This window comes from Methylosinus sp. PW1 (assembly GCF_000745215.1).
Lineage (GTDB): Bacteria > Pseudomonadota > Alphaproteobacteria > Rhizobiales > Beijerinckiaceae > Methylosinus.
The window spans coordinates 208,486-234,444 of record NZ_JQNK01000008.1 but is presented as its reverse complement, the minus strand read 5'-3'; the positions used below and the strand labels follow the sequence as shown (position 1 = coordinate 234,444).

General features: G+C 66.0%; 30 protein-coding genes. 15 read left to right on the top strand and 15 right to left on the bottom strand.

Going from position 1 to position 25,959, the window contains the following annotated elements; translation table 11 throughout:
• Positions 1 to 245 precede the first annotated feature (245 nt).
• The 12 genes from K369_RS24535 (at position 246) to K369_RS06530 (ending at position 9,511) form a co-directional block, all read left to right on the top strand.
• On the top strand, positions 246 to 614 hold the full coding sequence (locus K369_RS24535) for a hypothetical protein (protein ID WP_210165043.1): 369 nt from the start codon (positions 246 to 248) through the stop codon (positions 612 to 614).
• Positions 615 to 695: 81 nt separating this feature from the next.
• Positions 696 to 953 (top strand): hypothetical protein, encoded by a 258-nt coding sequence (locus K369_RS06580; RefSeq protein WP_036289410.1) that lies wholly within the window; start codon positions 696 to 698, stop codon positions 951 to 953.
• Positions 954 to 1,291: 338 nt separating this feature from the next.
• Positions 1,292 to 2,815, top strand: coding sequence for a methyl-accepting chemotaxis protein (locus K369_RS06575; RefSeq protein WP_245278121.1), 1,524 nt, complete (start codon positions 1,292 to 1,294; stop codon positions 2,813 to 2,815).
• A 2-nt stretch (positions 2,816 to 2,817) separates the two neighbouring features.
• The gene (locus K369_RS06570; RefSeq protein WP_036289408.1) at positions 2,818 to 3,288 is read left to right on the top strand and encodes a chemotaxis protein CheW; all 471 of its coding nucleotides are present in this window, start codon (positions 2,818 to 2,820) and stop codon (positions 3,286 to 3,288) included.
• Between the two features lie 43 nt (positions 3,289 to 3,331).
• Positions 3,332 to 3,610 carry an STAS domain-containing protein gene (locus K369_RS06565; RefSeq protein WP_036289406.1) on the top strand — a complete coding sequence of 93 codons (279 nt, stop codon included), beginning with the start codon at positions 3,332 to 3,334 and terminating at the stop codon, positions 3,608 to 3,610.
• Positions 3,607 to 3,972, top strand: coding sequence for a response regulator (locus tag K369_RS06560; RefSeq protein WP_036289404.1), 366 nt, complete (start codon positions 3,607 to 3,609; stop codon positions 3,970 to 3,972). Before K369_RS06565 ends, K369_RS06560 begins: the two co-directional genes overlap by 4 nt.
• A 37-nt stretch (positions 3,973 to 4,009) precedes the next feature.
• Positions 4,010 to 6,166 (top strand): chemotaxis protein CheA, encoded by a 2,157-nt coding sequence (locus K369_RS06555; protein WP_036289402.1) that lies wholly within the window; start codon positions 4,010 to 4,012, stop codon positions 6,164 to 6,166.
• A gap of 71 nt (positions 6,167 to 6,237) precedes the next feature.
• Positions 6,238 to 7,116 (top strand): protein-glutamate O-methyltransferase CheR, encoded by an 879-nt coding sequence (locus K369_RS06550; protein ID WP_036289400.1) that lies wholly within the window; start codon positions 6,238 to 6,240, stop codon positions 7,114 to 7,116.
• A 1-nt stretch (position 7,117) separates the two neighbouring features.
• Complete coding sequence (locus K369_RS06545; RefSeq protein WP_036289398.1) at positions 7,118 to 8,173, top strand: chemotaxis response regulator protein-glutamate methylesterase; 1,056 nt, start codon at positions 7,118 to 7,120, stop codon at positions 8,171 to 8,173.
• A gap of 17 nt (positions 8,174 to 8,190) precedes the next feature.
• Positions 8,191 to 8,580, top strand: coding sequence for a response regulator (locus tag K369_RS06540; RefSeq protein ID WP_018264542.1), 390 nt, complete (start codon positions 8,191 to 8,193; stop codon positions 8,578 to 8,580).
• A gap of 17 nt (positions 8,581 to 8,597) precedes the next feature.
• Positions 8,598 to 9,122: a chemotaxis protein CheD gene (locus K369_RS06535; RefSeq protein WP_245258395.1), complete on the top strand. Its 525-nt coding sequence runs from the start codon at positions 8,598 to 8,600 to the stop codon at positions 9,120 to 9,122.
• Positions 9,122 to 9,511, top strand: coding sequence for a hypothetical protein (locus K369_RS06530; RefSeq protein WP_036289396.1), 390 nt, complete (start codon positions 9,122 to 9,124; stop codon positions 9,509 to 9,511). The genes K369_RS06535 and K369_RS06530 overlap by 1 nt, the downstream gene beginning before the upstream one ends.
• 15 nt (positions 9,512 to 9,526) lie before the next feature.
• On the opposite strand, the gene K369_RS06525 is transcribed toward K369_RS06530, so the two are convergent.
• The 9 genes from K369_RS06525 to K369_RS06485 form a co-directional block, all read right to left on the bottom strand.
• Entirely contained in the window at positions 9,527 to 9,904 is a 378-nt protein-coding gene (locus K369_RS06525) for a hypothetical protein (protein ID WP_156967761.1), read from the bottom strand.
• A gap of 121 nt (positions 9,905 to 10,025) precedes the next feature.
• Positions 10,026 to 10,400: a hypothetical protein gene (locus tag K369_RS06520; protein ID WP_245278120.1), complete on the bottom strand. Its 375-nt coding sequence runs from the start codon at positions 10,398 to 10,400 to the stop codon at positions 10,026 to 10,028.
• Between the two features lie 12 nt (positions 10,401 to 10,412).
• Positions 10,413 to 11,828: a methyl-accepting chemotaxis protein gene (locus K369_RS06515; RefSeq protein WP_051949107.1), complete on the bottom strand. Its 1,416-nt coding sequence runs from the start codon at positions 11,826 to 11,828 to the stop codon at positions 10,413 to 10,415.
• A 191-nt stretch (positions 11,829 to 12,019) separates the two neighbouring features.
• Complete coding sequence (locus tag K369_RS06510; RefSeq protein ID WP_036289390.1) at positions 12,020 to 12,637, bottom strand: DsbE family thiol:disulfide interchange protein; 618 nt, start codon at positions 12,635 to 12,637, stop codon at positions 12,020 to 12,022.
• Positions 12,634 to 12,795, bottom strand: coding sequence for a heme exporter protein CcmD (ccmD, locus tag K369_RS06505; RefSeq protein WP_036289388.1), 162 nt, complete (start codon positions 12,793 to 12,795; stop codon positions 12,634 to 12,636). The genes K369_RS06510 and ccmD overlap by 4 nt, the downstream gene beginning before the upstream one ends.
• Positions 12,792 to 13,565, bottom strand: a complete 774-nt coding sequence (locus tag K369_RS06500) for a heme ABC transporter permease (RefSeq protein WP_036289386.1) — start codon at positions 13,563 to 13,565, stop codon at positions 12,792 to 12,794. The genes ccmD and K369_RS06500 overlap by 4 nt, the downstream gene beginning before the upstream one ends.
• Before the next feature lie 75 nt (positions 13,566 to 13,640).
• Positions 13,641 to 14,993: a S41 family peptidase gene (locus K369_RS06495; protein ID WP_024879064.1), complete on the bottom strand. Its 1,353-nt coding sequence runs from the start codon at positions 14,991 to 14,993 to the stop codon at positions 13,641 to 13,643.
• Positions 14,990 to 16,339 carry a peptidoglycan DD-metalloendopeptidase family protein gene (locus K369_RS06490; RefSeq protein ID WP_036290203.1) on the bottom strand — a complete coding sequence of 450 codons (1,350 nt, stop codon included), beginning with the start codon at positions 16,337 to 16,339 and terminating at the stop codon, positions 14,990 to 14,992. The genes K369_RS06495 and K369_RS06490 overlap by 4 nt, the downstream gene beginning before the upstream one ends.
• Positions 16,340 to 16,550: 211 nt before the next feature.
• A complete protein-coding gene (locus K369_RS06485; RefSeq protein ID WP_036289384.1) occupies positions 16,551 to 17,957 on the bottom strand; it encodes a hypothetical protein in 1,407 nt (468 codons plus the stop codon).
• Here K369_RS06485 and K369_RS06480 point away from each other — a divergent pair.
• Positions 17,956 to 18,750, top strand: coding sequence for a hypothetical protein (locus K369_RS06480; RefSeq protein ID WP_036289382.1), 795 nt, complete (start codon positions 17,956 to 17,958; stop codon positions 18,748 to 18,750). The two genes, K369_RS06485 and K369_RS06480, sit on opposite strands and share 2 nt — an antisense overlap.
• A 166-nt stretch (positions 18,751 to 18,916) precedes the next feature.
• Here the strand turns inward: K369_RS06480 and dnaN are convergent, their stop codons facing one another.
• A complete protein-coding gene (gene dnaN, locus K369_RS06475) occupies positions 18,917 to 20,035 on the bottom strand; it encodes a DNA polymerase III subunit beta (protein ID WP_036289380.1) in 1,119 nt (372 codons plus the stop codon).
• A gap of 224 nt (positions 20,036 to 20,259) precedes the next feature.
• Here dnaN and K369_RS06470 point away from each other — a divergent pair, with 224 nt between their 5' ends.
• Positions 20,260 to 22,497, top strand: a complete 2,238-nt coding sequence (locus K369_RS06470; protein WP_036289378.1) for a transglycosylase domain-containing protein — start codon at positions 20,260 to 20,262, stop codon at positions 22,495 to 22,497.
• A gap of 127 nt (positions 22,498 to 22,624) precedes the next feature.
• A complete protein-coding gene (locus K369_RS06465; protein WP_036289377.1) occupies positions 22,625 to 23,101 on the top strand; it encodes a hypothetical protein in 477 nt (158 codons plus the stop codon).
• 104 nt (positions 23,102 to 23,205) lie between these two features.
• On the opposite strand, the gene K369_RS06460 is transcribed toward K369_RS06465, so the two are convergent.
• The 5 genes from K369_RS06460 to K369_RS06440 form a co-directional block, all read right to left on the bottom strand.
• Entirely contained in the window at positions 23,206 to 23,910 is a 705-nt protein-coding gene (locus K369_RS06460; RefSeq protein ID WP_036289376.1) for a glutamine amidotransferase, read from the bottom strand.
• 99 nt (positions 23,911 to 24,009) lie between these two features.
• Complete coding sequence (locus K369_RS06455; RefSeq protein WP_018264524.1) at positions 24,010 to 24,450, bottom strand: Rieske (2Fe-2S) protein; 441 nt, start codon at positions 24,448 to 24,450, stop codon at positions 24,010 to 24,012.
• 66 nt (positions 24,451 to 24,516) lie between these two features.
• Positions 24,517 to 24,876: a hypothetical protein gene (locus K369_RS06450; RefSeq protein ID WP_036289374.1), complete on the bottom strand. Its 360-nt coding sequence runs from the start codon at positions 24,874 to 24,876 to the stop codon at positions 24,517 to 24,519.
• Positions 24,877 to 24,916: 40 nt separating this feature from the next.
• Entirely contained in the window at positions 24,917 to 25,561 is a 645-nt protein-coding gene (locus K369_RS06445; RefSeq protein ID WP_036289372.1) for a hypothetical protein, read from the bottom strand.
• 69 nt (positions 25,562 to 25,630) lie between these two features.
• A complete protein-coding gene (locus K369_RS06440; RefSeq protein WP_051949106.1) occupies positions 25,631 to 25,900 on the bottom strand; it encodes a DUF1150 domain-containing protein in 270 nt (89 codons plus the stop codon).
• Positions 25,901 to 25,959: the final 59 nt, after the last annotated feature.

Here is a 25,959-nt window from a genome sequence, read left to right as displayed (position 1 = left end):
CCAGGCTTGCGTGAGGCTGTCGGCTGCGCGCGAATGTAGCTTTCGGTGAAAACGGTTAACCTCGAAATAATATCGCGCTCCTATCTTTCACACGCCGACGAGAGGCTCGACTTCTCGAGATGTTCGGCGCGATCGACAGAGGGGCGTTGGAGTTGACGAGACGAAATGCGATCAAGCCGCTTTTGAACGGCATGAAGGCGCGGGACCTTGGCGCAGGCGCATGGCTTCGCTCGGTCACGTCGCGAATGCTTCCGCGCGAGGGCGTGGTCACTTATTCTGTCGTCGTGGAGGAGCCGCCGTCGTTCATCGAGCGTCGTCGAGAGGCGCGGCGTCCAGTACATTTGCAGTCCGGCAAGATCCTCGACGGCGGCGAACGCTTCCTGACGGAATTTCTCTATAGGAACAAGACTGGCGGCGGCATCAGGCTACGCCTCGCGCAGCGTGTGCCGCTGCCGCGCTCCATCATTCTCTATGACGATCAGCAAGGAGCTCTGCTCGCCGCCAATGTGATATGGCAAAATGGCGTCGACGCCGGCTGCCGGATGAAGGGCCGCTGGCCGCACAATGAGAAATTGCTCCTGCGGATGAGCGGCCCGTACTATTCACTTCAATGAGTAGCGCGGGAACGGCGCAAGGCTCGCACCAGATTTGATTACTAATTTCTTAACGACCCGCCGTTCCTGGGAGACTCCACAATGCACCCAATCAATGAATTGAAGCAGCTTCGCGAGCAGATGATCGAACAGCTCACGCAGATCCCCGAGTATCAGGCGTTGAAGGCCATGGAGCGGTTCATCGGCGAGCTTTCGAGCATCTATGATAGCTCCAATGGTCAGGCGAGCGAGTCTCCCGTGCACAAGCCGACAGTGGCGGCGCTCGACCGTCACAAGAGCGACATCGGGGCCACCTCCCCCCGCGTCACGCCTTATATTCCCGCGCATCGCGTGGCCTGATCCGTCGGTGGAGCGATGCGCCGGTTCTTCGGCGCAGCGGCGTGTCCATTGTCTCGAATCATGGCGTCCGCCCGCGGCGGACGCCTCTATTGCCCGCTAATGAAGATTTAACCGCCCATCGCTAGGCTCGAAGCATATCGGGTTGACCGTTCAGACGTCGGTCAAAAGCATGAAGCTGCCTCGATATGCCGGCGATCCGGCATGTCCCCGTCGGGGGCGCCTCCTTCCGCACGATCAGTCGAACCAACGCGACGCCGCTCTATGCGCGAGAGCCCCGCGCGCGCGTGACGGGACCTCGCGTCCTTTCGCCTGCATCAGTGATCGCAAGGTCGTCCGCCATGGCGGAACCCGATCGTCGTTACATCAGCAGCGGGGGCAGAGCGGTGAAAACATACGCGACACTTCTTGCGCCCGTCATCGGGATCGCAGTCGGACCGCTCCTATCGCTCGGCCCGCATTTGCTGCAAGGCGGAGCCTCTTTCGATCCATTATGGGGAGCCGCTGGAGCGAGCGTCTCGCTCATCGGCACGATCGCCGCTCATAGAGTGATCGCGAGCCGCGTGTCCCGCCCGGCTACGTCTCTCGTCGCGACGCTCGATCGCATTCGCAATGGCGATCTCGAGACTCCGGTCGGGAAAAGCGGCAAGAGCGGCGAGCTGACCGCCGTCTTCGACGCGCTGGAAAATCTTCGCGCCACACTGCAGAGCGATGTCCGTCGTCGCGCCGACGCAGCGAGCGCGGAGCAGCGCGCGGCGACCGAGCGCCGCGCATCGCAGGACGCCGAGTCGCGCGGCTATGTCGAGGCGCACGAATTCTTCATGAAGTCCTTCACGGAAGGGCTGGAGCGTCTCGCGGCCGGCAATCTCAAGCACCGGCTGAACGATCCTTTCTCATCCGATTACGAGAAGATTCGCCATTGCTACAATGTCGCGCTCGACAAGCTGCGCAGCGCCTTCGCGGATATGCTCGACCATATAGACGGACTCACCTCGCGGACCGGCGAGATCGCCGGAGCGGCGGATGCGCTGGCGCAGCGCACGGAGCAGCAGGCGGCCAGCCTCGAGCAGACGTCCGCGGCGCTCGAGGAGATCACCGCGACGGTTCACAAGACGTCGGATGGCGCGCAGCGCGCGGCCGGCGTCGTGTCAGAGGCGCAGGCCGACGCAACGCGCAGCAGCGAGATCGTGCGCAATGCGATCGAGGCCATGGGGCGCATCGAGACCTCCTCGCGCCAGATCGGCCAGATCATCGGCGTGATCGACGAGATCGCCTTTCAAACGAATCTTCTCGCGCTCAATGCAGGAGTCGAGGCCGCGCGTGCGGGTGAGGCGGGACGCGGCTTCGCCGTGGTCGCCTCCGAGGTGCGCGCGCTCGCGCAGCGCTCGGCGGAGGCCGCGCGCGAGATCAAGAGCCTCATCTCGACATCCTCCTCGCAAGTCGAGGATGGCGTGGCGCTGGTCGCGCAGACCGGCAAGTCGCTCGATCGCATCGTGGATCAGGTGGTCGAGGCGAACAAGGTGGTGGTCGAGATCGCCAATGGCGCGCGCGAGCAGGCGACCGGCCTCGCAGAGGTCAACACGGCCGTCGCCCAAATGGATCAATTCACGCAGCAGAACGCCGCAATGGTCGAGGAGACGACCGCCGCGAGCCATGGCTTGAAGAGCGACATCGAGCGGCTGGCCACATCCGTCGCCGCCTTCGATCTCGGCGAGCGTGGCGACGCCGCGACTTTTGCGTCCAAGCGGCAAAAGCCGCATTCGACGAACAAAGCGCCGCCGCAGCCACGGCGCGTCACGGCGCGTGGCGGCGCACTTCCGAAAGAGCAGCCTGCGCAGGTCGAGGAAGGCTGGGAGGAGTTTTGATCATGGCCGAGACGTTTTCCCGCGTGGCGACGAATGAGGCGAAGGAGTTCATCGCCTTTCACATCGGCGCCCAGACATTCTGCATCGACATTATGGCGGTGCGCGAAATTCGCGGCTGGACGCCGGCGACGCCCTTGCCCCACGCGCCGACCTTCGTGCGCGGCGTCATCAATCTGCGCGGCGCGGTGCTGCCGGTCATTGATCTCGCCACGCGTCTCGGACTGATGCAGAGCGAGCCGACGGCGCGTCATGCAGTCATCGTCGTGCAATCGTCCGGACAGGTCGTCGGTCTTCTCGTCGACGCTGTGTCGAATATTCTGACGCTGACGCAGGACGCGATTCAGCCGACTCCCGAGGTCGCCTCCGAGATCGCGCGGACATTCGTGAAGGGCGTCGTCGCCGCGGGCGACGAGATGATCAGCGTGCTGACCATCCAGAATCTGCTGCCGGAGCCGGTTCTCGACGCGGCTTGAGCCAAAGCCTCGCCTTCCCCCGCAACGACACAGAGACGAGCCGATGGTCACTGTCAGCCTACCCGAGATCCTCGACATTCGCGCGGCCTCTCCGCTCGCCGCGGAGCTTCTGCACGCGCGCGGCAATCCGCTGACGATCGACGCCTCGAGCGTCGCCAAGGTCGGCGCGCAATGCATCCAAGTGCTGCTGTCCGCGCATGCGACCTGGACGGCGGATGGATTGCCCTTGAATGTCGCCCATCCGTCCGAGCCTCTCCTCGACGCCCTGGAGACGCTCGGCATTCCCTTCACCGATATTTCCGAACAGGAAAGCACGAAATGAGCAAGACTATTCTGACCGTCGACGATTCTCGAACCATGCGCGAGATGCTGATGCTCGCACTGTCCGATGCGGGCTTCAGCGTCGTGCAGGCCGAAGACGGAGTGCACGGGCTGGAAGTGCTCGAGAAGGAGACGCCCGATGTCATCGTCACCGACATCAACATGCCGCGCATGGACGGCTTCGGCTTCATCGAAGGCGTGCGCCGGCACGAGAAGCATCGCGGCGTGCCGATTCTGGTGCTGACGACCGAGAGCGACGGCGAGAAGAAGGACCGCGCGCGCCGCGCCGGCGCCACGGGCTGGATCGTCAAGCCGTTCAATCCCGTGAAGCTCGTGGACGCAATTCGCCGCGTGGCTGTGTAAAAGCGTAGCGTTGCAAGGGAGATCGCCCGTGGATCCGATGGCCGCCATCAAGCAGACATTCTTTCAAGAATGTGAGGAGCAGCTCGTCGAGCTGGAGAGCGGGCTGCTCCGAATGGAGGATGGAGACGACGACCTCGAGACCGTCAACGCCGTGTTTCGCGCCGTTCACTCGATCAAGGGTGGCGCGGGCGCCTTCGGCTTCGACGAGCTCGTGGAATTCGTCCATGTCTTCGAGACCACGCTCGATCTCATAAGATCCGCCAAGCTCGCAGCGACGCCGGCCGTCACCAAGACGCTGCTGCGCGCTTCCGACGTGCTCGCCGATCTCGTTCGCGCCGCGCGCGAAGGCGGCAGCGCAGATGCGAGCGCGGTGAAGGTCATCGCGGACGAGCTCAGCGCTCTGCTCGGCGGCGCTCCGCGACATGGCGACGACGATGGCAAGGTCAGCGTCGAGGCGCTCGACTTCCAGCCTGTCTGCATCTCACTCGATTCCATCTTCGATATCGGCGAGCCGGAGGCGCCGGCGACGCAGGATTTCATCGTTCGGTTCAAGCCGAGCGCCGGCCTCTACGCCAAAGCCAACGAGTCGCTGCGCCTGCTGCGCGAGCTCGGCGGCCTCGGCGAGACGAGCGTCGAATGCGATATCTCCGAGATTCCGCTGCTGTCGGAGCTCGACCCGGAAGGCGCCTATCTCTCGTGGACGATTCATCTGACGACCGGCGCTTCCGAAGCGCAGGTGCGCGAGGTGTTCGAGTTCGTCGAATGGGATTGCGAGCTTTCGGTCGAGACGGCCGATGTCGGCAAGCTGCTCGAGGCTCTGCAGGAGTCGCTCGAGCCGCATGAGGCGCCGGAGGCGCCCGTCGCCGTCGCCGAGCCCAAGCAGGCGAGCGTCGCCATCGATCCCACGCCGGCTTCCTTCGCCGCGCCGAGCGACGAGCATCCCGCCGCAGCCAAGGCGGAATCCGCGAAGGGCGAGGGCTCTGGCTCCGTGCAGGCGACGATCCGCGTCGATCTCGATCGCGTCGATCGCCTCATCAATCTCGTCGGCGAGCTGGTCATCAATCAGGCGATGCTGTCGCAGCGCGTTTCGGAGGCCGGCCTCTCGCGCGCCTCTTCCGTCGTGATCGGCCTCGACGAGCTCGAGCAGCTGACGCGCGACATTCAAGACAGCGTGATGGCCATCCGCGCGCAGCCGGTGAAGCCGGTGTTCCAGCGCATGTCGCGCACCGTGCGCGAGGTGGCGTCGATGACCGGAAAAGCCGTGCGCCTCGTCATGGACGGCGAGACGACCGAGGTCGACAAGACCGTCATCGAGCGCCTGACCGATCCGCTCACCCATATGATCCGCAACGCCGTCGATCACGGCATCGAGAAAGCGGAAGACCGGATCGCCGCCGGCAAGCCGGAGGAAGGCTCGCTGCGTCTTTCGGCGACACATCGCTCCGGCCGCATCGTCATAGAGGTCGCCGACGACGGCGCCGGCATAAATCGCGCGCGCGTGCGTCAGATCGCGGTCTCCAAGGGGCTCATACCGGCGGAAGCCAATCTCACCGACGATGAGATCGATAATCTCATCTTCCTGCCCGGCTTCTCCACCGCCTCCTCCGTGTCCAACATCTCCGGGCGCGGCGTCGGCATGGATGTGGTCAAGCGCGCGATTCAAGCGCTCGGCGGCCGCATCTCCATCTCCTCCGTTCCCGGCCGCGGCTCCACCTTCTCGATGAGCCTGCCGCTCACGCTCGCGGTTCTCGACGGCATGGTCGTCACTGTCGGCGGACAGACGCTGGTCATTCCGCTGACGGCGATCATCGAGACGCTGCAGCCCAAGAAGGAGAGCGTGCACGAGCTCGGCACCGGCTCGCGCGTCATCGCCACGCGCAACACTTTCACGCCATTGATCGACGTCGGCGCCGTGCTGCTCTATCGCGACGAGCCGATCGAGCCGACGTCGCAGGTCGCGCTTCTCGTCGAGTCGGAGAGCGGCGCCAAATGCGCGCTGCTCGTCGACGCCATCCAGGGTCAACGCCAGGTCGTCATCAAGAGCCTCGAGACGAACTACGGCCATGTGCATGGCATCGCCGCCGCGACGATCCTCGGCGACGGCCGCGTCGCTCTCATTCTCGACGTCGATGCGATCGTCGCGCGGCCACGCGCCGATATGATCGTCGCGGAAATGCCGGCGGCGGCGGAATAGGCCGCTTCGACGCCAGCATCGCGCCACGCCTCGCGTGGGCCGCCACTCCAGATAGAATCGCAAGCAGCCGCATGAAAACCCGCCAACTCGCCTCGGCTCCGCTCGTCCCTGGGGAATTCCTGCTGACACAGGAGGATTTCCGGCGCATCGCCTCGATCCTGCACGAGGACGCCGGCATCTATCTCCCGGACTCGAAAGCCACGCTCGTCTATTCGCGTCTGGCCAAGCGGCTGCGCAGCCTCGGCCTCGAGAGCTTCCGCGACTATTGCGCGCTCATCGTCAGCGAGGATGGCGTCGATGAGCGGCAGAAGATGATGGCGGCGCTCACCACAAATGTGACGCGCTTCTTCCGTGAGCCACATCACTTCAAGCATCTCGAGGAGAATGTGCTGGCCAAGCGCGCCGCCGCCGTGCGCAAGGGCGCTCGGCTGCGCATCTGGTCGGCGGCCTGCTCCAATGGCCAGGAGCCTTATTCGATCGCCATGTCGATCCTCTCCGTCATACCGGATGCGGCCGATCTCGACGTCAAGGTTCTCGCCACAGATATCGATCCGAACATGGTCGCCGCCGGCGCCAATGGCGTCTATAGCCGCGAGATCATGGAAGCGGTGCCGTCGCATCTGCGCAGCCGCTGGTTCACGCCGCTCGGCGGCGGCCGCGACGAATGGGGCGTGACGGAGGAGCTCGCCTCGCTCGTCTCCTTCCGCGAGCTCAATCTCATCGGCCATTGGCCGATGAGCGGCCGCTTCGATGCGATCTTCTGCCGAAATGTCGTGATCTATTTCGAGGAGAAGACGCAAGAGAACATATGGAGCCGCTTCGTTCCTCTGCTCAATGCCGAGGGGCGCCTCTACATCGGCCATTCCGAGCGCGTGTCCGGCGCGGCCACCTCCGCCTTCGAATATGACGGCGTCACCACTTATCGGCTTCGCTCCAGAGGAATTTCGTGAGATGTCTGTTCGTGTGCTGATCGTCGACGATTCCGCAACCATGCGCGGCCTCATCGCAGCGACCCTCTGTCGTGATCCCGCCATCTCCGTCGTCGGCGAGGCCGCCGATCCGCTGGAGGCGCGCCAGGCCATCAAGACGCTCAATCCCGATGTGGTGACGCTCGACGTCGAGATGCCGAATATGAACGGCCTCGAATTTCTCGAGAAGATCATGCGGCTGCGTCCGACGCGCGTCATCATGGTCTCGACCGTGACGGAGCGCGGAGCCTCGACGACGATCAAAGCGCTCGAGATCGGCGCCTTCGATTGCGTCGCCAAGCCGTCATCCAAGGATCCGCGCTCTTTCGACGAGCTGCCGGCGAAGATCAAGGCGATCGCCGCCTCGCCCATCGGCCGCCATGAGCCGCTGCGCAGCGAGTCGGTCCGCGTCGAGGCCGCCGCGTCGCGACGCGAGGCGCCGACAGCGGCGTCGCGCTATGCGCCGGATGGACGTCTCGTCGCCATCGGCTCCTCCACCGGAGGCGTCGAGGCTCTCCTCACCATACTGTCGCATTTTCCGGAAAATTGTCCGCCGACGATCGTCACCCAGCACATGCCGCCGGTGTTCACGGCGAGCTTCGCCGCGCGCCTCGACCGCATGTGCAAGCCGCAGGTCGCCGAGGCCACGGATGGCGCGCCGATCCTGCCCGGCCGCGTCTATCTCGCGCCCGGCGGCGCCGCGCATCTCGAGGTGGTGAAGAGCGTCGGCGGCTATCGGTGCCGCCTCAGCAATACGGAGGCGGTGAACGGGCATCGTCCGTCGGTGGATGTCCTGTTCAATTCGGTCGCGCAGAGCGCGGGTCGCAACGCGCTCGGCGTGATTCTCACCGGCATGGGCCGCGATGGCGCGCAAGGTCTGCTGGCCATGCGCAAGCTCGGCGCGGAGACGATCGGCCAGGATGAGGCGAGCTCGCTCGTCTACGGCATGCCGAAAGCGGCCTTCGAGATCGGCGGCGTCGGCAAGCAGCTCACGCTGCAGCGCATCGCCGCCCAAATCCTCACTTCGACGAACCAGTAACAGTACGGGGGAATTCCATGTCCATCGCCGACCAGTTGAGAGTCTTGATCGTGGACGACACGAGCACGAGCCGGATGCTCATTCGCGACGGTCTCGAGGAGCTCGGCGTTCGCAACATCTTTTTCGCCGGCGACGGCGAGCAGGCCTTGCAATTCATGATGGCCACTCCCGCGCATCTCGTGATTTCCGACTTCAACATGCCCAAGCTCGACGGGCTCGGCCTGCTGAAGGCGATCCGCAATTACAATCCGACCAAGAAAGTCCCCTTCATCATGCTCACGGGACGCGCCGACAAGGCGCTGCTCGAGAATGCGGTGAAGCTCGGCGTCAACAACTTCCTCACCAAGCCCTTCACCGTTCCGGCTCTCAAAAAAGCGCTCGAAGCGATCATCGGCAAAATCGCGTGACGCAAATGAACGCAGCCATGAAACGAGTCCACATCATCCAAGGCGAGTATAGGGTGGTCGACGATCCCAGCGTCGTCCTCGCGACGGTGCTCGGCTCCTGTGTCGCCGCTTGCCTCCGGGACGCCGGCGCCGGCGTCGGAGGGATGAACCACTTCCTCCTGCCCGGCGACTTCACCTCGTCGCGCAATGGCGAGGCAGAGCGTTACGGCGTGCATCTCATGGAGCTGCTCGTCAACGGCCTCTTGAAGAAGGGCGCGCGCCGCGACCATCTCGAAGGCAAGCTGTTCGGCGGCGCGCGCATGATGGAAGGCCTCTCGGACATCGGCGCGCGCAACGCCGAATTCGCGAAGCGCTTTCTGAGGAACGAAGGCATCCGCCTCGTCGCCGAGCATCTCGGCGGCGACAGAGGGCGACGCGTCGAATACGAGCCCGTGTCGGGACGCGCGCGGCAGAGCCTTCTCTCCGGCCCGACGCCCAACGTCGCTCCGGCGCCGGTCGTCATGCCGAAGCTGCCGGCCGCGGGCTCACTGGAGCTGTTCTGATGACAGAGCCGAAGACGACCTCGCCCTGCGGCGCGCATGAGCGACCCCAACCGCTGGTCGAGGTCCTCTCGCGGCTGGCCACAGAGCTCCGCAACGCGGCCAAGGAGACAGACCGCCTCCATTGCCTCGTCGACGGCGTCGAATGGAGCAATGTGGAGGAGAAGCACGAGCTCATCCATTCGGCGCAGGCGATCGACTCGATCGAGCAGACGCTCTCGGGACTATCGGATTTCGTCTGCGCCCTCGCAGAGCTCGCGCCGGCGGATTGGCGGCTCTGCGGCGGCGCCGCGGCGCGCAGCGTCAAGCTCGCGGAGCTGGCGGCGCGCCTCGGCGATCATGACGACGACGGGCGAACGGATCACCCCGCCGGCGAGCTGGAATTCTTCTGAGCGCCGATCGCGCGCTCACTCATCGTCGGCGAGCAGATCGCGCAGCTTGCGGCTCTTCGCCCATTGCGCCGCATCCTCGGCGGCGTTCTTGAACGCATCGACGTCGACGGGCTCATGCGCGCGTTCGGAGGCCGTCTCCATCAGCCCTGCGGCGACGGACAGCAGCACAGTCGTCGCAGCGCGCAGGAAGGTCGCCGCGTCTCCCTTGGCGTCATCCACCTCGGCCAGCAGGCGATTGGCGGCGCCGCGCAGCTCGTAATCGAGCGTCTCCAAATCCCGACGCAGCTGTGGCGCGAGCTCGCGGCACTCGGCGATAGAAATAGGTCCGAGCCCGCCCTGGGAGGGCGACCCTGCGTCACCGCCCGGCGAGGACGGTGGATCGACACGCGTCACGGCGACCTCCAAACGCTGACCTTCGACAGCCGCTTTCTTCGAGCCCTATAGCAAGGCCTCACCGGAATCAATCCACGGGACAACCCGTCGTTGCGGCGACGCCGCCGATTCGCGTTTCGCGTCATCGGAAGTCCGGCCCGCAGCGCTGCGCGTCCATCTGCGCGTTGACGGCGTGCAGCTCGCCTTTGAGCCGCGCGATCTGCGGCTCGCGATCGTCGTCGAAGGGCGTGCCCATCGGCGTCGGAACGCCGAGCGTGCGGACGCGATCGTCCGCGGCGAGCTGGTCCTGCGCCGAGCCGGCGAAGATCAGCGCCTGCGAGATGCGCGCGCGCCGAGCCACGAGCTGCGCGCAATCGGCGCCGACGAAGAGCGCGGGATCGACCGGCGCGGGCTCTATGTCCCATGTGGTCTTGGCGCAGGCCGCAAGGCCGAGCGCGGCCGTCAGCGCCATAGCGGCGCGGCGCGGAAGGATGCGGGTGAATTGCTTCGCTCTCATTGTCATGCGCGTTCAAAAATCCGTCCAGGCTCTGCTGCGACGGTCGCTCGCGCCGAGGCGCCGGTCGGGCGCTCCGACACGGCGCGGCTCGTAGACGCTTTCGCCGCCCGAGGCGACGAGCCGCGGCCCACTCGCGCGCGCGTCCATGTCGCGGGCGATGCGGAAGCGCGAGATCATCTCGATCAGCCGCCGGGTCTTCTCGCTCAGCCCATGGCTGACGGCGGTGGTCTGCTCCGCCATTGCGGCGTTCTGCTGCGTGATCATGTCCATCTGGCGGACGGTGCCATTCACCTCGTTCAGCGCTGCGGCCTGCTGGCGCGCGCGATCGGCGATCTCCGCCACCACGCCATTGACGCGGGCGATCTCCTCGACGATATGCGACAAGGCTTCGCCGGTGTCGCCGACGAGCGAGACGCCGCGGCCGATCTGAGCGTTGGAGACCGAGATCAATGTGTCGATCTCCTTGGCGGCCTTGGCGCTGCGGCGCGCGAGATCGCGAATCTCCGCCGCCACCACGGCGAAGCCGCGTCCCGCCTCGCCGGCGCGGGCGGCTTCCACCCCCGCATTCAGCGCCAGAAGATTGGTCTGCGTCGCGATCGAGTCGATGACGCCGATGATCTGCGCGATCTTCTTCGACGATTGCTCGATATCGCCCATGGCGCCGATGGCCTGCCGCACGATGCCGCCGCTCGCCTGCGCCTCCGAGCTCATATCGGAGACGATCTGCCGCGCATTGCCGGCGTCCTCCGCCGTCCGCGTGACCGTCTCGGTGATCTGCGCGAGGGCGGCCGCGGCCTCCTCCAGATTGGAGGCCTGGCTCTCCGTGCGCCGCGACAGATCATCGGCCGCGGCGACAGTCTCCTGCATGCCGGCGCCCAGCAGTCGCGTGCTGTCCGCCATCTCGCCGATCGCTTCCGACAATTGGCCGACGGCCGTGTTGAAATCCGTCTGCAGCCGGCGATAGGAGCCGGGAACCTCATCGGTCAGCCGATAGGTCAAATCCTTCTCGGCGACCTTGGCCAGCCCGTCGCCGAGCAGTTGGACGATGCGCGCCTGAGTGACGTTGGCCTCGGCGATGAGATGCTCATCGGCGCGATGCGCGAGGATGACCTGCCGAAGATTGACGAAAGCGTCGGCGAGGCGCCGCACGCTCTCGGAACAATCTTCGATCTCGAGCCGATAGGAAGTGTCGCCATCGGCGAGCCGGCGAACCGCCTCTGTCACAGCGACGAGCGGCCGGACGATGCGCGTGCGCACGGCCACAGCGCCGAGAACGCAGAGCAGGCCGATGAGAACCGGCCCGACGAAGAGCGCCGCCAATCTCGGATCGCGCGTCGCCTCCAGGCGGCCGGCGAACAGGAGCCAGCTCGCGACGGCCTGCGCGAATGCGATGGCCGCGATGACGGACAGCAGCACCGCCGACCGCATTCGCAATCCCGTCGGAACAATAGCGCGCAAGCCGATCACCCTTTTAATTTGCGCCTATCCGCAAGCAATAATTCGCGACGCGGCAGATCGACCGCCCGCCCCGTGCGACGAGGCCCGAGCGGCCGAGAATCCTGAACCGCCGCCGGATGCTAAAATGGCTCAGCCGACGTTAAGTTAAGGTTAATAGAAGCCTACTTCTGCGTGTCGGCCAGCGCCGCGGCCCGCGTGCTCGCGAGCGCCTTCTCGATCTCGGGAAGCAAGGTCTCTTCCAGAGCCTGCCGGGTCAAAGGCCCGACGAACTTATAGGCGATGGCGCCGTCGCCGCGGATGATGAAGGTCTCCGGCACGCCATAGACGCCGAAGTCGATCGCGACGCGCCCGGCGAGATCGACGCCGATCGCCGCGAAAGGATTGCCGACCTCCTCGAGGAAGCGCAGCGAATTGGCCGGCTCGTCCTTATAGGCGAGGCCGGCGAGCGCGACGCCCTTTTGCGCGAGCGCGGGATCCTTGGCGAGGGCCAGCAATTGCGCGTGCTCCGCCCGGCAGGGCGCGCACCAGGAGGCGAAGACATTGACGACGCTGACGCGGCCCTTGCGCAGATCGTCGCCGGTGAGGCCGCCGACGCCCGCGAGTCCCGGCAGCGCGGGAAGCGTGAATTGCGGCGCCTGCTTGCCGATGAGCGCCGAAGGCAGGCGCGAGGCGTCGCCCGCGAAGAGGCGCGCGAGAAAGAGGCCTGCCAGCGCCACGAAGACGACGAGCGGCAGGAACAGCGCCAGACGGCTGCGCGGCGCAGAATCTTCGGCGCTCACAGCGTCTCCCCTCGCGCGGCAGAGCCGTTCTTCTCCAGCCGCGCCAGCTCGGACGAAAGCCGTCTGTGCTCGAGCAGAATGCGAAAGGCGATGATGAGGATGGTCGCGGCGGTCAGGCCATAGGCCAGGAGAATATAGCCCCAATGCTCGTCGGTCACTGCGCCGGCTCCAGCAATTGTCCAGAAGCGCCGCCCTCTTCTCCGGCGGCGGCGATCTGCAGCGTCAGCCGCGCGACGCGGCGGCGCAAAATCTCGTTGCGGATCGCCATCAGATGCAGCGCCAGAAACAGCGCCGTCGCGCCGAGCGCCATGACGAGCAGCGGCCACAGCATGGAGGCGGCGATGGTGGGTCCGCCGGCGCGCAGCACAGAGGCCGGCTGATGCAGCGTGTTCCACCAATCGACCGAGAATTTGATGATCGGAATATCGACGAAGCCGACCAGAGTCATGATCGCCGCTATGCGCGCGCCGCGGGGACTGTCCTCCATCGTCTGGCGCAGCGCGATGAGGCCGAGATAGAGCAGGAAGAGGATCAGCATGGAGGTGAGACGCGCGTCCCACACCCAATAAGCCCCCCACATGGGCTTGCCCCAGAGCGAGCCGGTCACGAGGCAGATGAAGGTGAAGGCGGCGCCCAGCGTCGCGGCGGTCTTTTGCGCGGCGTCGGCCAGAGGATGGCGCCAGACCAGCACGCCGAGCGAGGCGGAGGTCATGACCACATAGGCGAACATGGCGAGCCAGGCGGCCGGCACATGAATATACATGATCTTGACCGTCTCACCCTGCTGATAATCGGCCGGCGAGACGAAGAAGACGAGATAGAGGCCGAGGCCGAGCAGCAGCGCGCTCACGCCGCCGAGCCAGGGCAGGACGCGCTGCGTCAGCCGCAGGAAGACGGCGGGATTGGCTAAGGATGAAAACGCGATCATGACGGCCTGCGGAACGAGACGCGGCGGGCGGACAGGGAAGCGCCCTCTCCGCCCGATCGATCAATTGGAAGTCGATCAGTTGGAAGCCTTGGGCTTCGACGAATCGGACGGCTTAGACTGCTCGGCGGCGCTCTGCGGCTTGAACTTGCCGTGCAGAATCTCGACCGCCGCGATCAGCTGCTTGTCCTTCTTCGCGTCCGGCGGCACATAGGCCTGCGAGCCGCTCTTCTCGTCCTCGCCATTCTTCAGATGGCCCTTGAGCGAAGCCTCGCCCTTGGTGTCGTCCTTGCCCTTCAGCTCGTCCGGCACGTCCTGCAGCAGCGTGATGTCCGGATCGATGCCCTTGGCTTGGATCGAGCGGCCGGACGGCGTGTAGTAGCGCGCCGTGGTCAGGCGCAGCGCGCCATTATTGCCGCCGAGCGGGATGATGGTCTGCACCGAGCCCTTGCCGAAGGAGCGCGTGCCGAGAATGGTCGCGCGCTTATGGTCCTGCAGCGCGCCGGCGACGATCTCCGACGCCGAGGCCGAGCCGCCATTGATGAGCACCACAACCGGCTTGCCGCGAGAGATGTCGCCGGCCGCCCGCGCATTGTAGCGCTGCGTCTCATCGGCCGTGCGGCCGCGCGTCGAGACGATCTCGCCATGGTCGATGAAGCTGTTGACCACCTGGATCGACTGGTCGAGCAGGCCGCCCGGATTGTTGCGCAGATCGACGATATAGCCCTTGAGCTTGTCGCCCGGCATGTCCTGCTGGAACTTGTGGATCGCGGTGCGCAGCCCGTCCGAGGTCTCCTCGTTGAACTGGGAGATGCGGATATAGCCGATATCCTCGTCCTCCTTATGCGAGCGCACGGATTTGATATGGATCTCGGCCCGCGTGAGCTTGACCTCGATCTTCTCCTTGTCCTTGCCGCGCAGGATGGTGAGCTTCACCGGCGTGTTGATCTGGCCGCGCATCTTGTCGACGGCCTGATTGAGGGAGAGGCCCTGCACATTGTCGTCGTCGATGGCGAAGATGAGATCGCCGGACATGACGCCGGCCTTGGACGCAGGCGTGTCGTCGATCGGCGTCACGACCTTCACCAGGCCGTCCTCCTGCGTCACCTCTATGCCGAGGCCGCCGAACTTGCCCTCGGTCTGCGTCCGCATGTCCTTGAAGCCCTTGGCGTCGAGGTAGCTCGAATGCGGATCGAGCGAGGTGAGCATTCCATTGATCGCCGATTCGACGAGCTTCTGCTCGTCGGGCCGCTCGACATAATCGGCGCGCACCTTGTCGAAGACATCGCCGAAGAGGCTCAGATTTTTGTACGTATCGGCGGCTGCGGCGAAGGCCGGGGAGCCGATCAACACGCGCGCATTCTGTCCGAGCGTGGCGCATCCCGCCCCGATGACGATTCCCGTTATGATCAATGAGGCCTTGCGCATCATCCGCCAACCTTCTGAAGTTCCGGCTTCGCCCACCATGGGCCCGGATCGATGGACGTTCCGTCCTTGCGAAACTCTACATAGAGAATGGGCTGTTTCGCGCCGATAGCAATGGCCGCCGCAGTCCTGACGGCGCCGCCGCCCATGTTCGCCACCGGCTCGCCGGCGAGGACGAACTGCCCGACGGCGACGGAGATCTGGTCCATTCCAGCCAAGGTGACATAATAGCCGCCGCCGGCGTTGATGATCAAGAGTTGACCATAGGATCGGTAGCGCCCCGCGAAAACCACCCAGCCGTCGCAGGGCGCGGCCACGACCGCGTTTTCACGCGCCGCGATGGAGACGCCCTTCTCGGTCGCGCCCTGGCCGTCCGAGGCGCCGAAGCGCTTGACGATGCTCCCCGCCGAAGGCAGCGTCAATCGACCTTTCAGATCGGCGAAGGCGACGGCTGGAGCGAGACGGGCGGGGTCCTTGAACGGCGCCGCCAACGCCTTGGCGCGACTGTCCAGCGACATTGCGGCGTCGGCCGCGGCGCGCTCGGCGTCGGCCCGCCGCGCCGCTTCCGCCGCGCGCTTGGCCGCATCCACCTCGCTCTCCATGCGGGCGATCAGCTCTTTCAGGCTCGTCGCCTTGGAGGCCAGATTACGCGCCCGCTCGGCCTCGAAATCCAGCGCGCTCTGCGCCAGCATCAGCGCCTTCTGCCGCGTCTCCACCAGAGCGGCGAGGCGGACGCGCTCCTCCTTCAAATGCTCGAGCTCGGCAATGAGGCTCGTCCTCTCCGCCTCTATGCGCCCGCGCAGCGCGATGAGCTCGGAGAGGTCGGTCTTGAGCGTCTCCACCTCGGCGCGCATCTGCGGCAGCACGGAGCCGAGCAGCATGGCGGCGCGAATGCTCTCCAGAATATCCTCGGGCTTGGCCAGCAGCGCCGGCGGCGGCTTGCGCCCCATGCGCTGCAGCACGAGCAGCACCTCGCCGATCAGCGCGCGGCGGCTGGCGAGCGATTTGACCAGCGCCTGCTCGCTCCGCACCGAGGCCTCGAGCTTGGCGCTCACCTCCTCGACGCGCTTCTCCAGCACGCCGACCCGCTGAACCGCATCCACCAGCGCAGCGTTGAGCTTGACGCGGTCGGCGCGCAGCGTCTCGATTTCCGTCTCGATTTTGCGGCGGCTCTCGGCCGAGACGGTGATCGTGTCCTCGAGGCTGCGCAGCTCCGAGCGTTTTCCGGAAATGTCGGGCAAGTCCGGATTATCGGCGGCGTCTCGCGTCTCGACGACCGGGGTCGGCTTCAACGTCGTCGGCGCTATGGCGCCGCGAAGATGCTCCGCCCGCGCGGGATTTGCGGCCGTCAGCGCGAGACATAGGGCGGGAAGATAGACGGCGGGAAAGCAGGCGCCCGACTCCCAACGCTCAGCTCTCCGTCGCATAATCCCGCCGCTCGCCTCATGCCTCATGAACGGCGTCCGCTCCGCCCGCAACTCTTTGCGCCCGCCGGAAGCCGGTGTGCGAATCTCGCTGCAGTTTGGCTATTCAATAGCGTCCACATTGCGGCGAAGGCGGCGCCTATCGCCGTGGCGAGAGCAGGAAATCGACGCCGCTCCCGCTTTCGCCCTCCGGCGCGCCCTTGGCGACCGGCTTGCCGCTCTCGCCGGCGACGGAGAGGCGCGCGCGCTCGACGCCCATGCGGCCGAGATAATCGACGATGCGGGCGGCGCGGTCGCGCGCCTTCTCGCGCGCGGCGCGGTCGCCGCCCTCGGCGCGCACGCGCACATCGACCTCGGTCTGCGGGCAGCGCTGCAGCAGGCCGACGGCCTTGTCCAGCGCCCTGGTCGCGCCGCGCCGCACGCCGGCGCCGCGCTTGGCGAAGCGCACAGGCTCGCTGGCGAGCGCGGCGCTCAGCGCCTTCTGGCAGCTCGCGAGGTCCAGCTCGCCGCTGGCGGGAACCGCGGCGCTCGGCTCCTCCCCCGCCGCCGGCTTCGGCATATTGGACGGCCTGCCGAGGTCTGAAGGCTTAGCGATCTCCGACGGCTTGGCAGGTTCCAAAGGCTTGGCGGACAGCTCGGCCGGCGCCGAAGGCTTGCCCATCTCCGCCTTTCCGCCGGCTTCATATTTCTTGCCGGCTTCCACTGCGCCGGCCGGCTCGAAGGGCTGCGCGCCTACGGAGGGTCGCGCCAGCTCCGGCGCGACGGCGGATGGCGTCGAAGGCGCCGGCCTCACCCCTCCCCGCCCCGGCTCCTTCGGCTCGAGCGCGGGCTTAGGCGCCACGGCGGGGCCGCCATTGGACGCTCGCGGCTGGCCATTCTGCGCCGGTCCGGCGACGCCGTTGGGCGCGGGCGAGGGCGCAGGTGCGAGCTCCGTCGGCGACGGCTCGCCCTCTCGGGCCGCGCGCCGCGCAATGGCGGCGTTCTCGTAATTCTTGGCGGCCGCGCCCGTGAGCGCGTCCACATCGGCGATCCCCCGCACGCCGGGGATATGTGCGATCTCTTCCGCCGCCGCGGCGCGATTGGGCGCGTTGCGCGGCAGCAGGACATCGCGGCCGGCGACGTCGAGATAGGCGGGATCGCCGCCGATCTTCTCGATCGCGCTCGCCGCCCTGCGCCGCAAATCCTGCTCCATCGAACGGCCGGCCAGAATGCCGGCGCCGAGCCAGATGAGCGCCAGCGGAACGAGGCCGAGCGCCCATCCCTCATTATCCCGCAGCGAATGCCGCCCGATGAGCGCGCCGACCGCCGCGCCGAGAAGAAAGGCCGGGAACAGCAGCAGCGCCGTCTCCAGCCAGAAGCCGGAGCGCCCCGGCAGCAGCCCGAGCATTGCGACCGGCAGGCCCGCGGCGAAAGCGAGGGCGAACCACACCAGCCAGCCGGCGACCGGCCCGCGCTCAGATCGGCGCGCGATGGAGAGCGCCGTCGCGATCCCGACCGCGAAGGCCGAGACGCCCCAGGCCCAGAAATGCGTGAGGAGATATGTCATGGCGCTCGCATGGTCCGGCCTGCGCGAGATTGCGTCACGGCCCTATCTTTGGCAAGGCTCGGGCTTTCATCGGGAGAGGCGCGTGACGCGGACATTTTCATTCCCTCTTCTGCTCGTCGCGACTCTGGCCGCCGCGCCGGCTGCGGCGCTCGACGCGGGCGGGGAAGCGCGAGCGCAAATCCTGCCGGTCGAGCGGACGCCCTTTCATGTGCCGGCCTTCCGCAACGAGGCGGTCGCCATGCTGAATGTGCTGCCGCCGCCGCATCGCGTCGCGCCCTATCACGAGCATTCGCGCGATTTCGCCTATGTGGTGGTGCGCGAGAGCCCGACCCTCGTCCAGAATTGGGGCGATCCCGCGCCGACGTCGATCCGTTGGTCCCGCGGCGCGGTGGGCTTCGGCGCTTTTTCCAAACAGAGCCTCACCCACAGAGCCGAAAATGTCGGGGATGCGCCGCTGAGCATCGTCGGCTTCGAGATTTTGCAGAAGGCGCCGCTCGGCCGCGCGCCCTCGGAGCGGCCCGCCGCCTTTGCGCAGATCATCGACAATGAGCGACTGCGCGGCTGGCGTCTCGCGCTGAAGCCGGGAGAGTCGACGCTGGCCTTCACGCAGAGCGCGCCCGGCGTGCGGATCGTGGTGGAGGGCGGCGAGCTGATCGAGACGGATGCGGAGGACGCCGGGCAGAACATGGCCTTGCAGCCGGGCGATTTCCAATGGCGCGACGCCGGCCCGGCCCGCGCGCTGCGCAACGCCGGCGCGACGACGATAGAGATTGTGGAATTCGAGGTGAAGTGACGCCGTTTTGGCGTCGGAGAGCGGCGCGGCCCCCTCCCTCACCCTCCCCCGCTCCGCAGGAGAGGGAGGCGGCCGGCGTTACGCAAACATCTCGATGAAGCGCGGAATCTACTCCCTCTCCCGCGGCAGCGGGGGAGGGCTGGGGAGGGGGCCTGCGCGCGAAAACTCACACCCGCATCGGCATCAGCACATAGAGCGCGCTCGCGCCGTCGCGGTCCTGGATCAGCGTCGGCGAGCCGGGATCGGCGAGGCGGAACAGCGCCGTGTCGCTGTCGAGCTGATCGGCGATATCGAGCAGATAGCGGGAGTTGAAGCCGATATCGATCGGCGGGCCGTCGTAATCGGCCTCGATCTCCTCCACCGCCGAGCCTTGATCGGGATTGGTGACGGAGAGCACCAGCTTGCCTTCCGAGAGCGCCAGCTTCACCGCGCGGCCGCGCTCGGAGGAAATGGTGGAGACGCGGTCCACCGCCTCGCGGAAGACGCCGCGCTCGACGGTGAGCCGCTTGTCGTTATTGGCCGGAATGACGCGGCCGTAATCGGGGAAAGTGCCGTCGATGAGCTTGGTCGTCAGCACGGTCTCGCCGAAGGAGAAGCGCATCTTATTGGTCGAGAGCTCGATCGCCACCGCGCCATCGGCGTCCTCGACGAGGCGCAGCACCTCGGCCACCGCCTTGCGCGGCAGGATCACGCCCGGCATTCCCGCCGCTCCGGCCGGCGCCGGCAGCTCGACCCGCGCGAGGCGATGGCCGTCCGTCGCCACGGCGCGCAGCAGCTGATGGCCCTCCACCTCGGTCGCATGCAGGAAGATGCCGTTGAGATAATAGCGCGTCTCCTCGCTGGAGATGGCGAATTGCGTCTTTAGAATCAGCTTTTTGAGGTCCGCCGGCGCGAGCGAGAAGCTGTGCGTGAACTCGCCCGAGGTGACGTCGGGAAAATCGCTCTCCGGCAGGCTCTGCAAATTGAAGCGCGAGCGGCCCGAGCGCAGCGTCAGCTGCCCTTGCTCGCCGCTTCCCTCGATAGAGACCTGCGCGCCCTCCGGCAGCTTGCGGACGATATCATAAAGCGTATGGGCCGGCAGAGTGGTGGCGCTCGGCTGGCCGACGTCGGCGGGGACCTTCTCGGTGATCTCGAGATCGAGATCCGTGGCCTTCAGCAGCAGCGTTCCGGCCGAAGCGTCGATGAGCACATTGGCGAGGATCGGAATGGTCGTGCGCCGCTCCACCACTCTGTGAACATGTCCGAGGGCGCGCAACAGCGCCGCTCTCTCGATGGTGACTTTCATTGCGCTCGATCCATGCCGCGTTTTTCATAGCAAGGGCGGGATTTTCGCAAGACGCGGCGAATAGCGCAAGGGCCGCGGCGCTCTGTGCATAAGTTCCTATTGCGGCGAAGCGCGGCGCCTCACTTTGCTTAACCGGCCCTTAAATCGACAGCATTAAAGCTAGTGTCGGCGTCGGCCGCGCGCATTACGGCGCGGCGCAGAGCAAAACCGAGGCGGCGGACCCCATGGCGCGCGAGAAACAACGCCGCGAACCGCGTTTCGACGGCGACGGGAGCGGCGACCTTCGCGCCGACCCGCGAGAGGATCGCATGGCGAAACCCAAACGCAAGGGCAAAAGCGCGCCGCCGCCGGAGGACGATCCGGACGACGCTCCGCCGGCCCGCGCCGCCAAGCCGAAAAAGGCCAAGAGAGGCGGCGGCTTCGGCCTCGGCGGCCTCGTCTATTGGGGCGCCGTGCTCTCCATTTGGGGCGCGATCGGCGTCGGCGGCCTCTTTATCTATCATGCGGCGCAGCTGCCGCCGATCGACACTCTGGCCGTGCCCAAGCGCCCGCCCAATATCGCCATTCTGGCGTCGAACGGCGAATTGCTGGCCAATCGCGGCGACACGGGCGGCGCCGCGGTGCGGCTCGGCGATCTGCCGCCCTATCTGCCCAAGGCCTTCGTCGCCATAGAAGATCGCCGCTTCTATTCGCATTGGGGCGTCGACCCCATCGGCATCGCCCGCGCGCTGACGCGCAATGTCACCGGCCGCGGCGGCATGCAGGGCGGCTCGACGCTCACCCAGCAGCTCGCCAAGAATTTGTTCCTCACCCAGGAGCGCACCATCACGCGCAAGATTCAGGAGGCGATCCTCGCCCTCTGGCTCGAGCACAAATATTCCAAGGACCAGATTCTCGAACTCTATCTCAACCGCGTCTATTTCGGCTCCGGCGCCTATGGCGTGGAGGCGGCGGCGCAGCGCTATTTCGGCCATGGCGCGAGCCAGGTGACGCTCGCGGAGGCCGCCGTTCTCGCCGGCCTGATGAAGGCGCCGAGCAAGCTCGCGCCGGATCGCAACCCCGAAGGGGCGACCGAGCGCGCGGCGCAGGTGGTGACGGCGATGGCGCAGGAGGGCCATATCACCGAGGCGATGGCCAAGCTCGCCCTCGGCCGCCCGGCCGTGGCGCATCGCGAGCGCGGCGCCGGCTCCATAAATTACGCCGCCGATTATGTGATGGACATGCTCGACGACACGATCGGCGCCATCGACCAGGACATTGTCGTGACGACGACGCTGGATCGCAAGCTCCAGGAAGTCGGCGAGAAATCGATCGCCGAGGAGCTGGACAAGAAGGGCGACAAATTCGGCGTCAGCCAAGGCGCTCTGGTCGCGCTCGACCCCAATGGGGCCATTCGCGCGCTGGTCGGCGGCCGCAATTACGCAGAGAGCCAGTTCGACCGCGCCGTTTCCGCCAAACGGCAGCCGGGCTCGGCCTTCAAGCCTTTCGTCTATCTCGCCGGGCTCGAGCATGGCCTCACGCCGGACACTGTGCGCGAGGACGGGCCGATCAATGTGAAAGGCTGGCAGCCGGAGAATTACAGCCACGAATATTTCGGCCCGGTCACGCTCACCAAGGCGCTGGCGCTGTCGCTCAACACAGTGGCGGTGCGCGTCGGCCTCGAGGTGGGGCCGAAAACGGTGGTGAAGACCGCGCATCGGCTCGGCGTCGCCTCCGAGCTGCAGCCCAACGCCTCCATATCGCTCGGCACGTCGGAGGTGACGCCGCTCGAGCTGGTCACGGCCTACGCTCCCTTCGCCAATGGCGGCGTCGGCGTGCAGCCGCATATCATCGTCAAGGTCCGCACCGCCGGCGGCAAGCAGCTCTATGCACGCAAAGGCTCCAGCAATGGCCGCGTGATCGAGCCGCAATATGTGGCGATGATGAACACAATGATGGAGGAGACGCTCTCCACCGGCACGGCGCGCAAGGCGGAGCTGCCGGGCTGGCGCGCCGCCGGCAAGACCGGCACCAGCCAGGATTTCCGCGACGCCTGGTTCGTCGGCTACACGCCGCATCTCGTCGCCGGCGTCTGGCTCGGCAATGACGATAATTCGCCGACGAAGAAGGTCTCGGGCGGCAATCTGCCGGTCGAGGTCTGGAGCCGTTTCATGAAAGCGGCGCATCAGGGCGTGCCGGTCGCGGCCCTGCCCTCCGGCTCCTGGCGCTCGCCCGCCACGGCGGAGAGCGCCTCGCCCATCGCGCCGCTGCTCGATTTCTTCTCCTCCGACCCAGAGCCCGAGCCGCCCAAGCCCTCGCGTCGCCGGCAGGCCCGCGACGAGGAGGAGGACAATGCGACCGGCTCGGTCCATGGGCTGGAGGCGCTGCTGCCGCCGGCCGATATTCCGAACCAGGCCCCGGCGCGCCGGCGCGCGCCCTCCCGCGAGGAGAAGAACATATTCGAGAAGCTGTTCGGCGGCTGAGGCTAATCGATCTCCTGAAATTGTGAGACGCGCGGCACGACAATTGCGACGCTCGGGATGAGAACCTGTCCCGCATGTCGCTTTTGTCGCAAAAGCGGCGTGCATTTCGCAAAGTGGAGAAAGCGATATGAGACTGGCGGAGGCTTTCGCTTCGGCGACGCTCGACGATATCAAGGCGGCGCTCGATGGCGGCAAACTGGTTCTGTATTCGACCGGACGTCCGATCGGACCGGACCATAAGATCACCCGTAGCGAGGTGATGGCGACCTTCACCTTCCAGTCTCCCGCTTTCGGCCCGGACGCCGCCGACGGCTCCGCCGCGCCGCTGTTCGCCGAAGCCACGGTCATCGCCAGCGGCATCGGCACGCCCGGCTGGGCGCGGCTCTCCAAGGCCGACGGCACGGCGGTCGTCGATCTCTCGGTCGGCCCCGGCAATACGGAGATCAAGCTGGCGAGCGTTTCCGCCACCAAGGATTTCCCCATCGCCGTCACGGCGCTGAAATTCCTGGCCGCCGAGGCCGTCGAGTGGACCAAGACCGAATTCGGCCATGTGTTCACGACGAACCACGAGAATCCGTTCCGCAAGGTCTCGGTTCGCGGCTGATTTCCGTTTGAAAGGTAGCGACGTCGTCTCGGCCCGACGGCGTCGCTCTCGCGCGGTCCACCGACGCATTCCCGGCGTCCGCGGACCGCGCTTTTCTGTTGGGCCTATGCGGCGATGTCGGCGAGCCAGCGTGCGATGAAACGCCGGCTGCGCTCGGCGAGGCCCGGCGCTTTGGCCGCAGCGGCGGCGCGCAGCCCGGCGATTGAGACGCCGGCGGCGGAAAGCTCGGACGTATGGCCGATGAGCCAGCGCTCGAGCCCATCCTTCTCCGCCTCTGGATGAAACTGCAGAGCGAGGCCGCGTCGCCCCACGGCGAAGGCCTGATGCGGATAGAGCGCTGAAGAGGCGAGCAGAACCGCGCCATCCGGCAGGTCGAAAGTGTCGCCGTGCCAATGCAGCACGTCCGCCTCCGGCTCGACCAGAGCGGCGAGCGCGCTCTCGCGTCCCGCCGGCGTCAGGCTTATCGGCGCAAAGCCGATTTCCTTGCCGCCGCCGCCCGGATAGACGCGGGCGCCGAGCGCCGCCGCCATCAGCTGGCCGCCGAGACAAATGCCGAGCGTCGGCGCGTCGCGCCCGAGCCGCCCGCGCAGCAGCGCCGCCTCATCCGTCAGAAACGGATAGTCTTCTGTCTGATAGACGCCGATCGGCCCGCCGAGCACGATGAGGAGATCGGCGTCGGCCGCCTCGGCGGGGATCGGCTGCATCCCCGCCTCGACATAGCGGATCGAATAGCCCGCCGCGGCGATCGGCTCGGCGAAACTGCCGAGATCCTCGAAGACGAGATGGCGTATGACGAGCGCGGTCTTCATCGTTTCCTCGCAGGACGAAATGCGGATCGGCGCAGTCTAGGCCGCCGCCGATCACACAGAAAGGTCCAGAATGGAGACGATGACGGGACCGCGAAAAGCTCAGTCAGCAGTGATCACGACCTCGGGATAGACGTCGTTCTCCTCGCGATCGAGGCCGTCCTCCTCGGCAATGGTCACGCCGGCGAGGCAGACCTCATTGTCGTCTATGACCACCTCGACCTTCTCGAGCTGAGCGCCGACGCAGGGACCGTCGTTGCAGACGCCGGTCGGAATGTCGAATTGCGCGCCATGCTTGCCGCAGAGCAGGAAGCGCTGCGTCGGGTCCAGGAAGGATTTCGGCTCGAAATCGAGCCGGCTGCCCTGGTGCGGGCAGCGGTTGACATAGCCATAATATTTGCCGACGTGACGCACGATGACGACTGGGAAGGGCACGGTCTTGCCCTCGTCATTGACGCGGGCCAGCACATAGCCGACGGCCCGGCGTTTTGCGACATCGTTCACATGGCAAACGGCGAAGATTTCGCGTGTCGGCTCTTCCATACCGTTCCTCCTCGGAATCGCTACAAAGTCGGGAAGAGCAAAGCAATCTCGGCGCCGGAACGGGCCTCAGCCCTGTCGGCCGTCGGGAAGCGGCCGCGGAACCAGCGCCTCATTCGGCCCCTCTCCTCCTCCGCGCCGAGCATATTCGGCCGCAATGTCGGCGACCGCGGCATGGAGCGCCTTTTCGCTCAGCACGTTCAGCCGCGGCTCCAGGCCTTGGATTCTGGCCTGCAGCTCGGCCTCGGCCTTTATCCTCTCCCGCTCGATGCGATCGATCTTGTCGCTCTGCCGCTCGAGCAAGCGCTTGAACTCATCGATCGATTCTTTCGTGTATTGCCGCAACCCGTCGAATTGGACCCTCGTCGTCACCATGTCGGCATAGAGATCGGCGAGCTTCTTCGCGCCTACGAACACCCGGCCAAACATGTCGGCGCTCTTTCGATATTAATTGAAATTCTTTGCTCAATTAATTGAAGTTCTTTGCCCAAGCCGCGTAGCTGCGCAATTCCTCTCGATATTCCTGCATCGATTTCGCGAGCTTATGCACTTGATCGGAGATCGCCGCGATTTCCGCCTTTCGGACAGGCGTCGGCTCATTCAGCGCTGCGGCCGCCTCCGGCGTGACGACGTCGGACCGTGTGATCGCAGAGGCGAGATTATCGATCATTCGATCGAGATGGTTCCGCGGCTCCGTCGACAGCGCGAGACCTTCGCGCTCGAACCGTCGAGTCTCAGGAAAGACACTCAATAGATCGCGCACCGATTCCGCCGTGTCGTCCAACATGGCGAGCAGGTCGCACGCGAGCTCCTTGCGACCCTCGTCGGTGCTATAGGCCCGGCGATCTGCCTCGAGCGAATGGAAAGAGGATAAAAGAAGACCGATACGGACGTCTTCCAGAGAATCGCCGAGATGTTTTTCCAGCCGCTCGATCGAGCGAAGCAGACGAGGGGCCGCGATGGTTTCGACGAGACGCTTTCGAAGCTCTGCTGTCTTGCGCTTCGCCTCCGCGTGCAGATCGATCGCAATTTCGCGGTCGACCAACCATATGTCGTCAGCGGGCGCTGTGACCGTGAAATCCCGAAAAGCGGCCTGTCGCGAGGCGTCGGTCATGAAACTACCCTTTGGACCCTCGGGCCAAAAACGTCGCTTCAGATAGGCTACACCAAGCGAGCGTCAGCCTCAATGGAGGCTGACGGTCTGCAGCTGCTGCTGCCAGGCGTTGGCGAGGGCGCCCTCTTCCGTGTCGGCGAGGACGATCGGCGTGCCGTCCGCCCCGAGCAGCGCGAAAAGCGTCAGGCCGGGCTCTATGGCCGGGGCCTGAGGGTAGAGCCGCGTGACATCCTCCGAGCTCATCGTCCGCACATAGGCGATCGCTCCATCGCCCAGATGCGCGAATTGCTCGGGGGTCAGCAGGGGAATTCTTCTCTCGGTCGCGGTCTTGCCTTCCATCTCACACTCCTCGGCGGTCAGATCGACCCGCCCGGCGGACGCCTACTCATCGTAGCACG

Excerpts from the sequence above, each read along its gene's own strand:
- K369_RS06565 (WP_036289406.1), top strand. The coding sequence starts at position 3,332 with ATGGTCACTGTCAGCCTACCCGAGATCCTCGACATTCGCGCGGCCTCT.
- K369_RS06575 (WP_245278121.1), top strand. The coding sequence starts at position 1,292 with ATGGCGGAACCCGATCGTCGTTACATCAGCAGCGGGGGCAGAGCGGTG.
- K369_RS06545 (WP_036289398.1), top strand. The coding sequence starts at position 7,118 with ATGTCTGTTCGTGTGCTGATCGTCGACGATTCCGCAACCATGCGCGGC.
- K369_RS06520 (WP_245278120.1), bottom strand. The coding sequence starts at position 10,400 with ATGAGAGCGAAGCAATTCACCCGCATCCTTCCGCGCCGCGCCGCTATG.
- K369_RS06465 (WP_036289377.1), top strand. The coding sequence starts at position 22,625 with ATGAGACTGGCGGAGGCTTTCGCTTCGGCGACGCTCGACGATATCAAG.
- K369_RS06530 (WP_036289396.1), top strand. The coding sequence starts at position 9,122 with ATGACAGAGCCGAAGACGACCTCGCCCTGCGGCGCGCATGAGCGACCC.
- K369_RS06495 (WP_024879064.1), bottom strand. The coding sequence starts at position 14,993 with ATGATGCGCAAGGCCTCATTGATCATAACGGGAATCGTCATCGGGGCG.
- K369_RS06570 (WP_036289408.1), top strand. The coding sequence starts at position 2,818 with ATGGCCGAGACGTTTTCCCGCGTGGCGACGAATGAGGCGAAGGAGTTC.
- dnaN (WP_036289380.1), bottom strand. The coding sequence starts at position 20,035 with ATGAAAGTCACCATCGAGAGAGCGGCGCTGTTGCGCGCCCTCGGACAT.
- K369_RS06450 (WP_036289374.1), bottom strand. The coding sequence starts at position 24,876 with ATGTTTGGCCGGGTGTTCGTAGGCGCGAAGAAGCTCGCCGATCTCTAT.
- K369_RS06555 (WP_036289402.1), top strand. The coding sequence starts at position 4,010 with ATGGCCGCCATCAAGCAGACATTCTTTCAAGAATGTGAGGAGCAGCTC.
- K369_RS06455 (WP_018264524.1), bottom strand. The coding sequence starts at position 24,450 with ATGGAAGAGCCGACACGCGAAATCTTCGCCGTTTGCCATGTGAACGAT.
- K369_RS06445 (WP_036289372.1), bottom strand. The coding sequence starts at position 25,561 with ATGACCGACGCCTCGCGACAGGCCGCTTTTCGGGATTTCACGGTCACA.
- K369_RS06550 (WP_036289400.1), top strand. The coding sequence starts at position 6,238 with ATGAAAACCCGCCAACTCGCCTCGGCTCCGCTCGTCCCTGGGGAATTC.
- K369_RS06460 (WP_036289376.1), bottom strand. The coding sequence starts at position 23,910 with ATGAAGACCGCGCTCGTCATACGCCATCTCGTCTTCGAGGATCTCGGC.
- K369_RS06470 (WP_036289378.1), top strand. The coding sequence starts at position 20,260 with ATGGCGCGCGAGAAACAACGCCGCGAACCGCGTTTCGACGGCGACGGG.
- K369_RS06515 (WP_051949107.1), bottom strand. The coding sequence starts at position 11,828 with ATGCGGTCGGCGGTGCTGCTGTCCGTCATCGCGGCCATCGCATTCGCG.
- K369_RS24535 (WP_210165043.1), top strand. The coding sequence starts at position 246 with ATGCTTCCGCGCGAGGGCGTGGTCACTTATTCTGTCGTCGTGGAGGAG.
- K369_RS06540 (WP_018264542.1), top strand. The coding sequence starts at position 8,191 with ATGTCCATCGCCGACCAGTTGAGAGTCTTGATCGTGGACGACACGAGC.
- K369_RS06440 (WP_051949106.1), bottom strand. The coding sequence starts at position 25,900 with ATGGAAGGCAAGACCGCGACCGAGAGAAGAATTCCCCTGCTGACCCCC.
- K369_RS06580 (WP_036289410.1), top strand. The coding sequence starts at position 696 with ATGCACCCAATCAATGAATTGAAGCAGCTTCGCGAGCAGATGATCGAA.
- K369_RS06500 (WP_036289386.1), bottom strand. The coding sequence starts at position 13,565 with ATGATCGCGTTTTCATCCTTAGCCAATCCCGCCGTCTTCCTGCGGCTG.
- K369_RS06480 (WP_036289382.1), top strand. The coding sequence starts at position 17,956 with ATGGCGCTCGCATGGTCCGGCCTGCGCGAGATTGCGTCACGGCCCTAT.
- K369_RS06535 (WP_245258395.1), top strand. The coding sequence starts at position 8,598 with ATGAAACGAGTCCACATCATCCAAGGCGAGTATAGGGTGGTCGACGAT.
- K369_RS06485 (WP_036289384.1), bottom strand. The coding sequence starts at position 17,957 with ATGACATATCTCCTCACGCATTTCTGGGCCTGGGGCGTCTCGGCCTTC.
- K369_RS06560 (WP_036289404.1), top strand. The coding sequence starts at position 3,607 with ATGAGCAAGACTATTCTGACCGTCGACGATTCTCGAACCATGCGCGAG.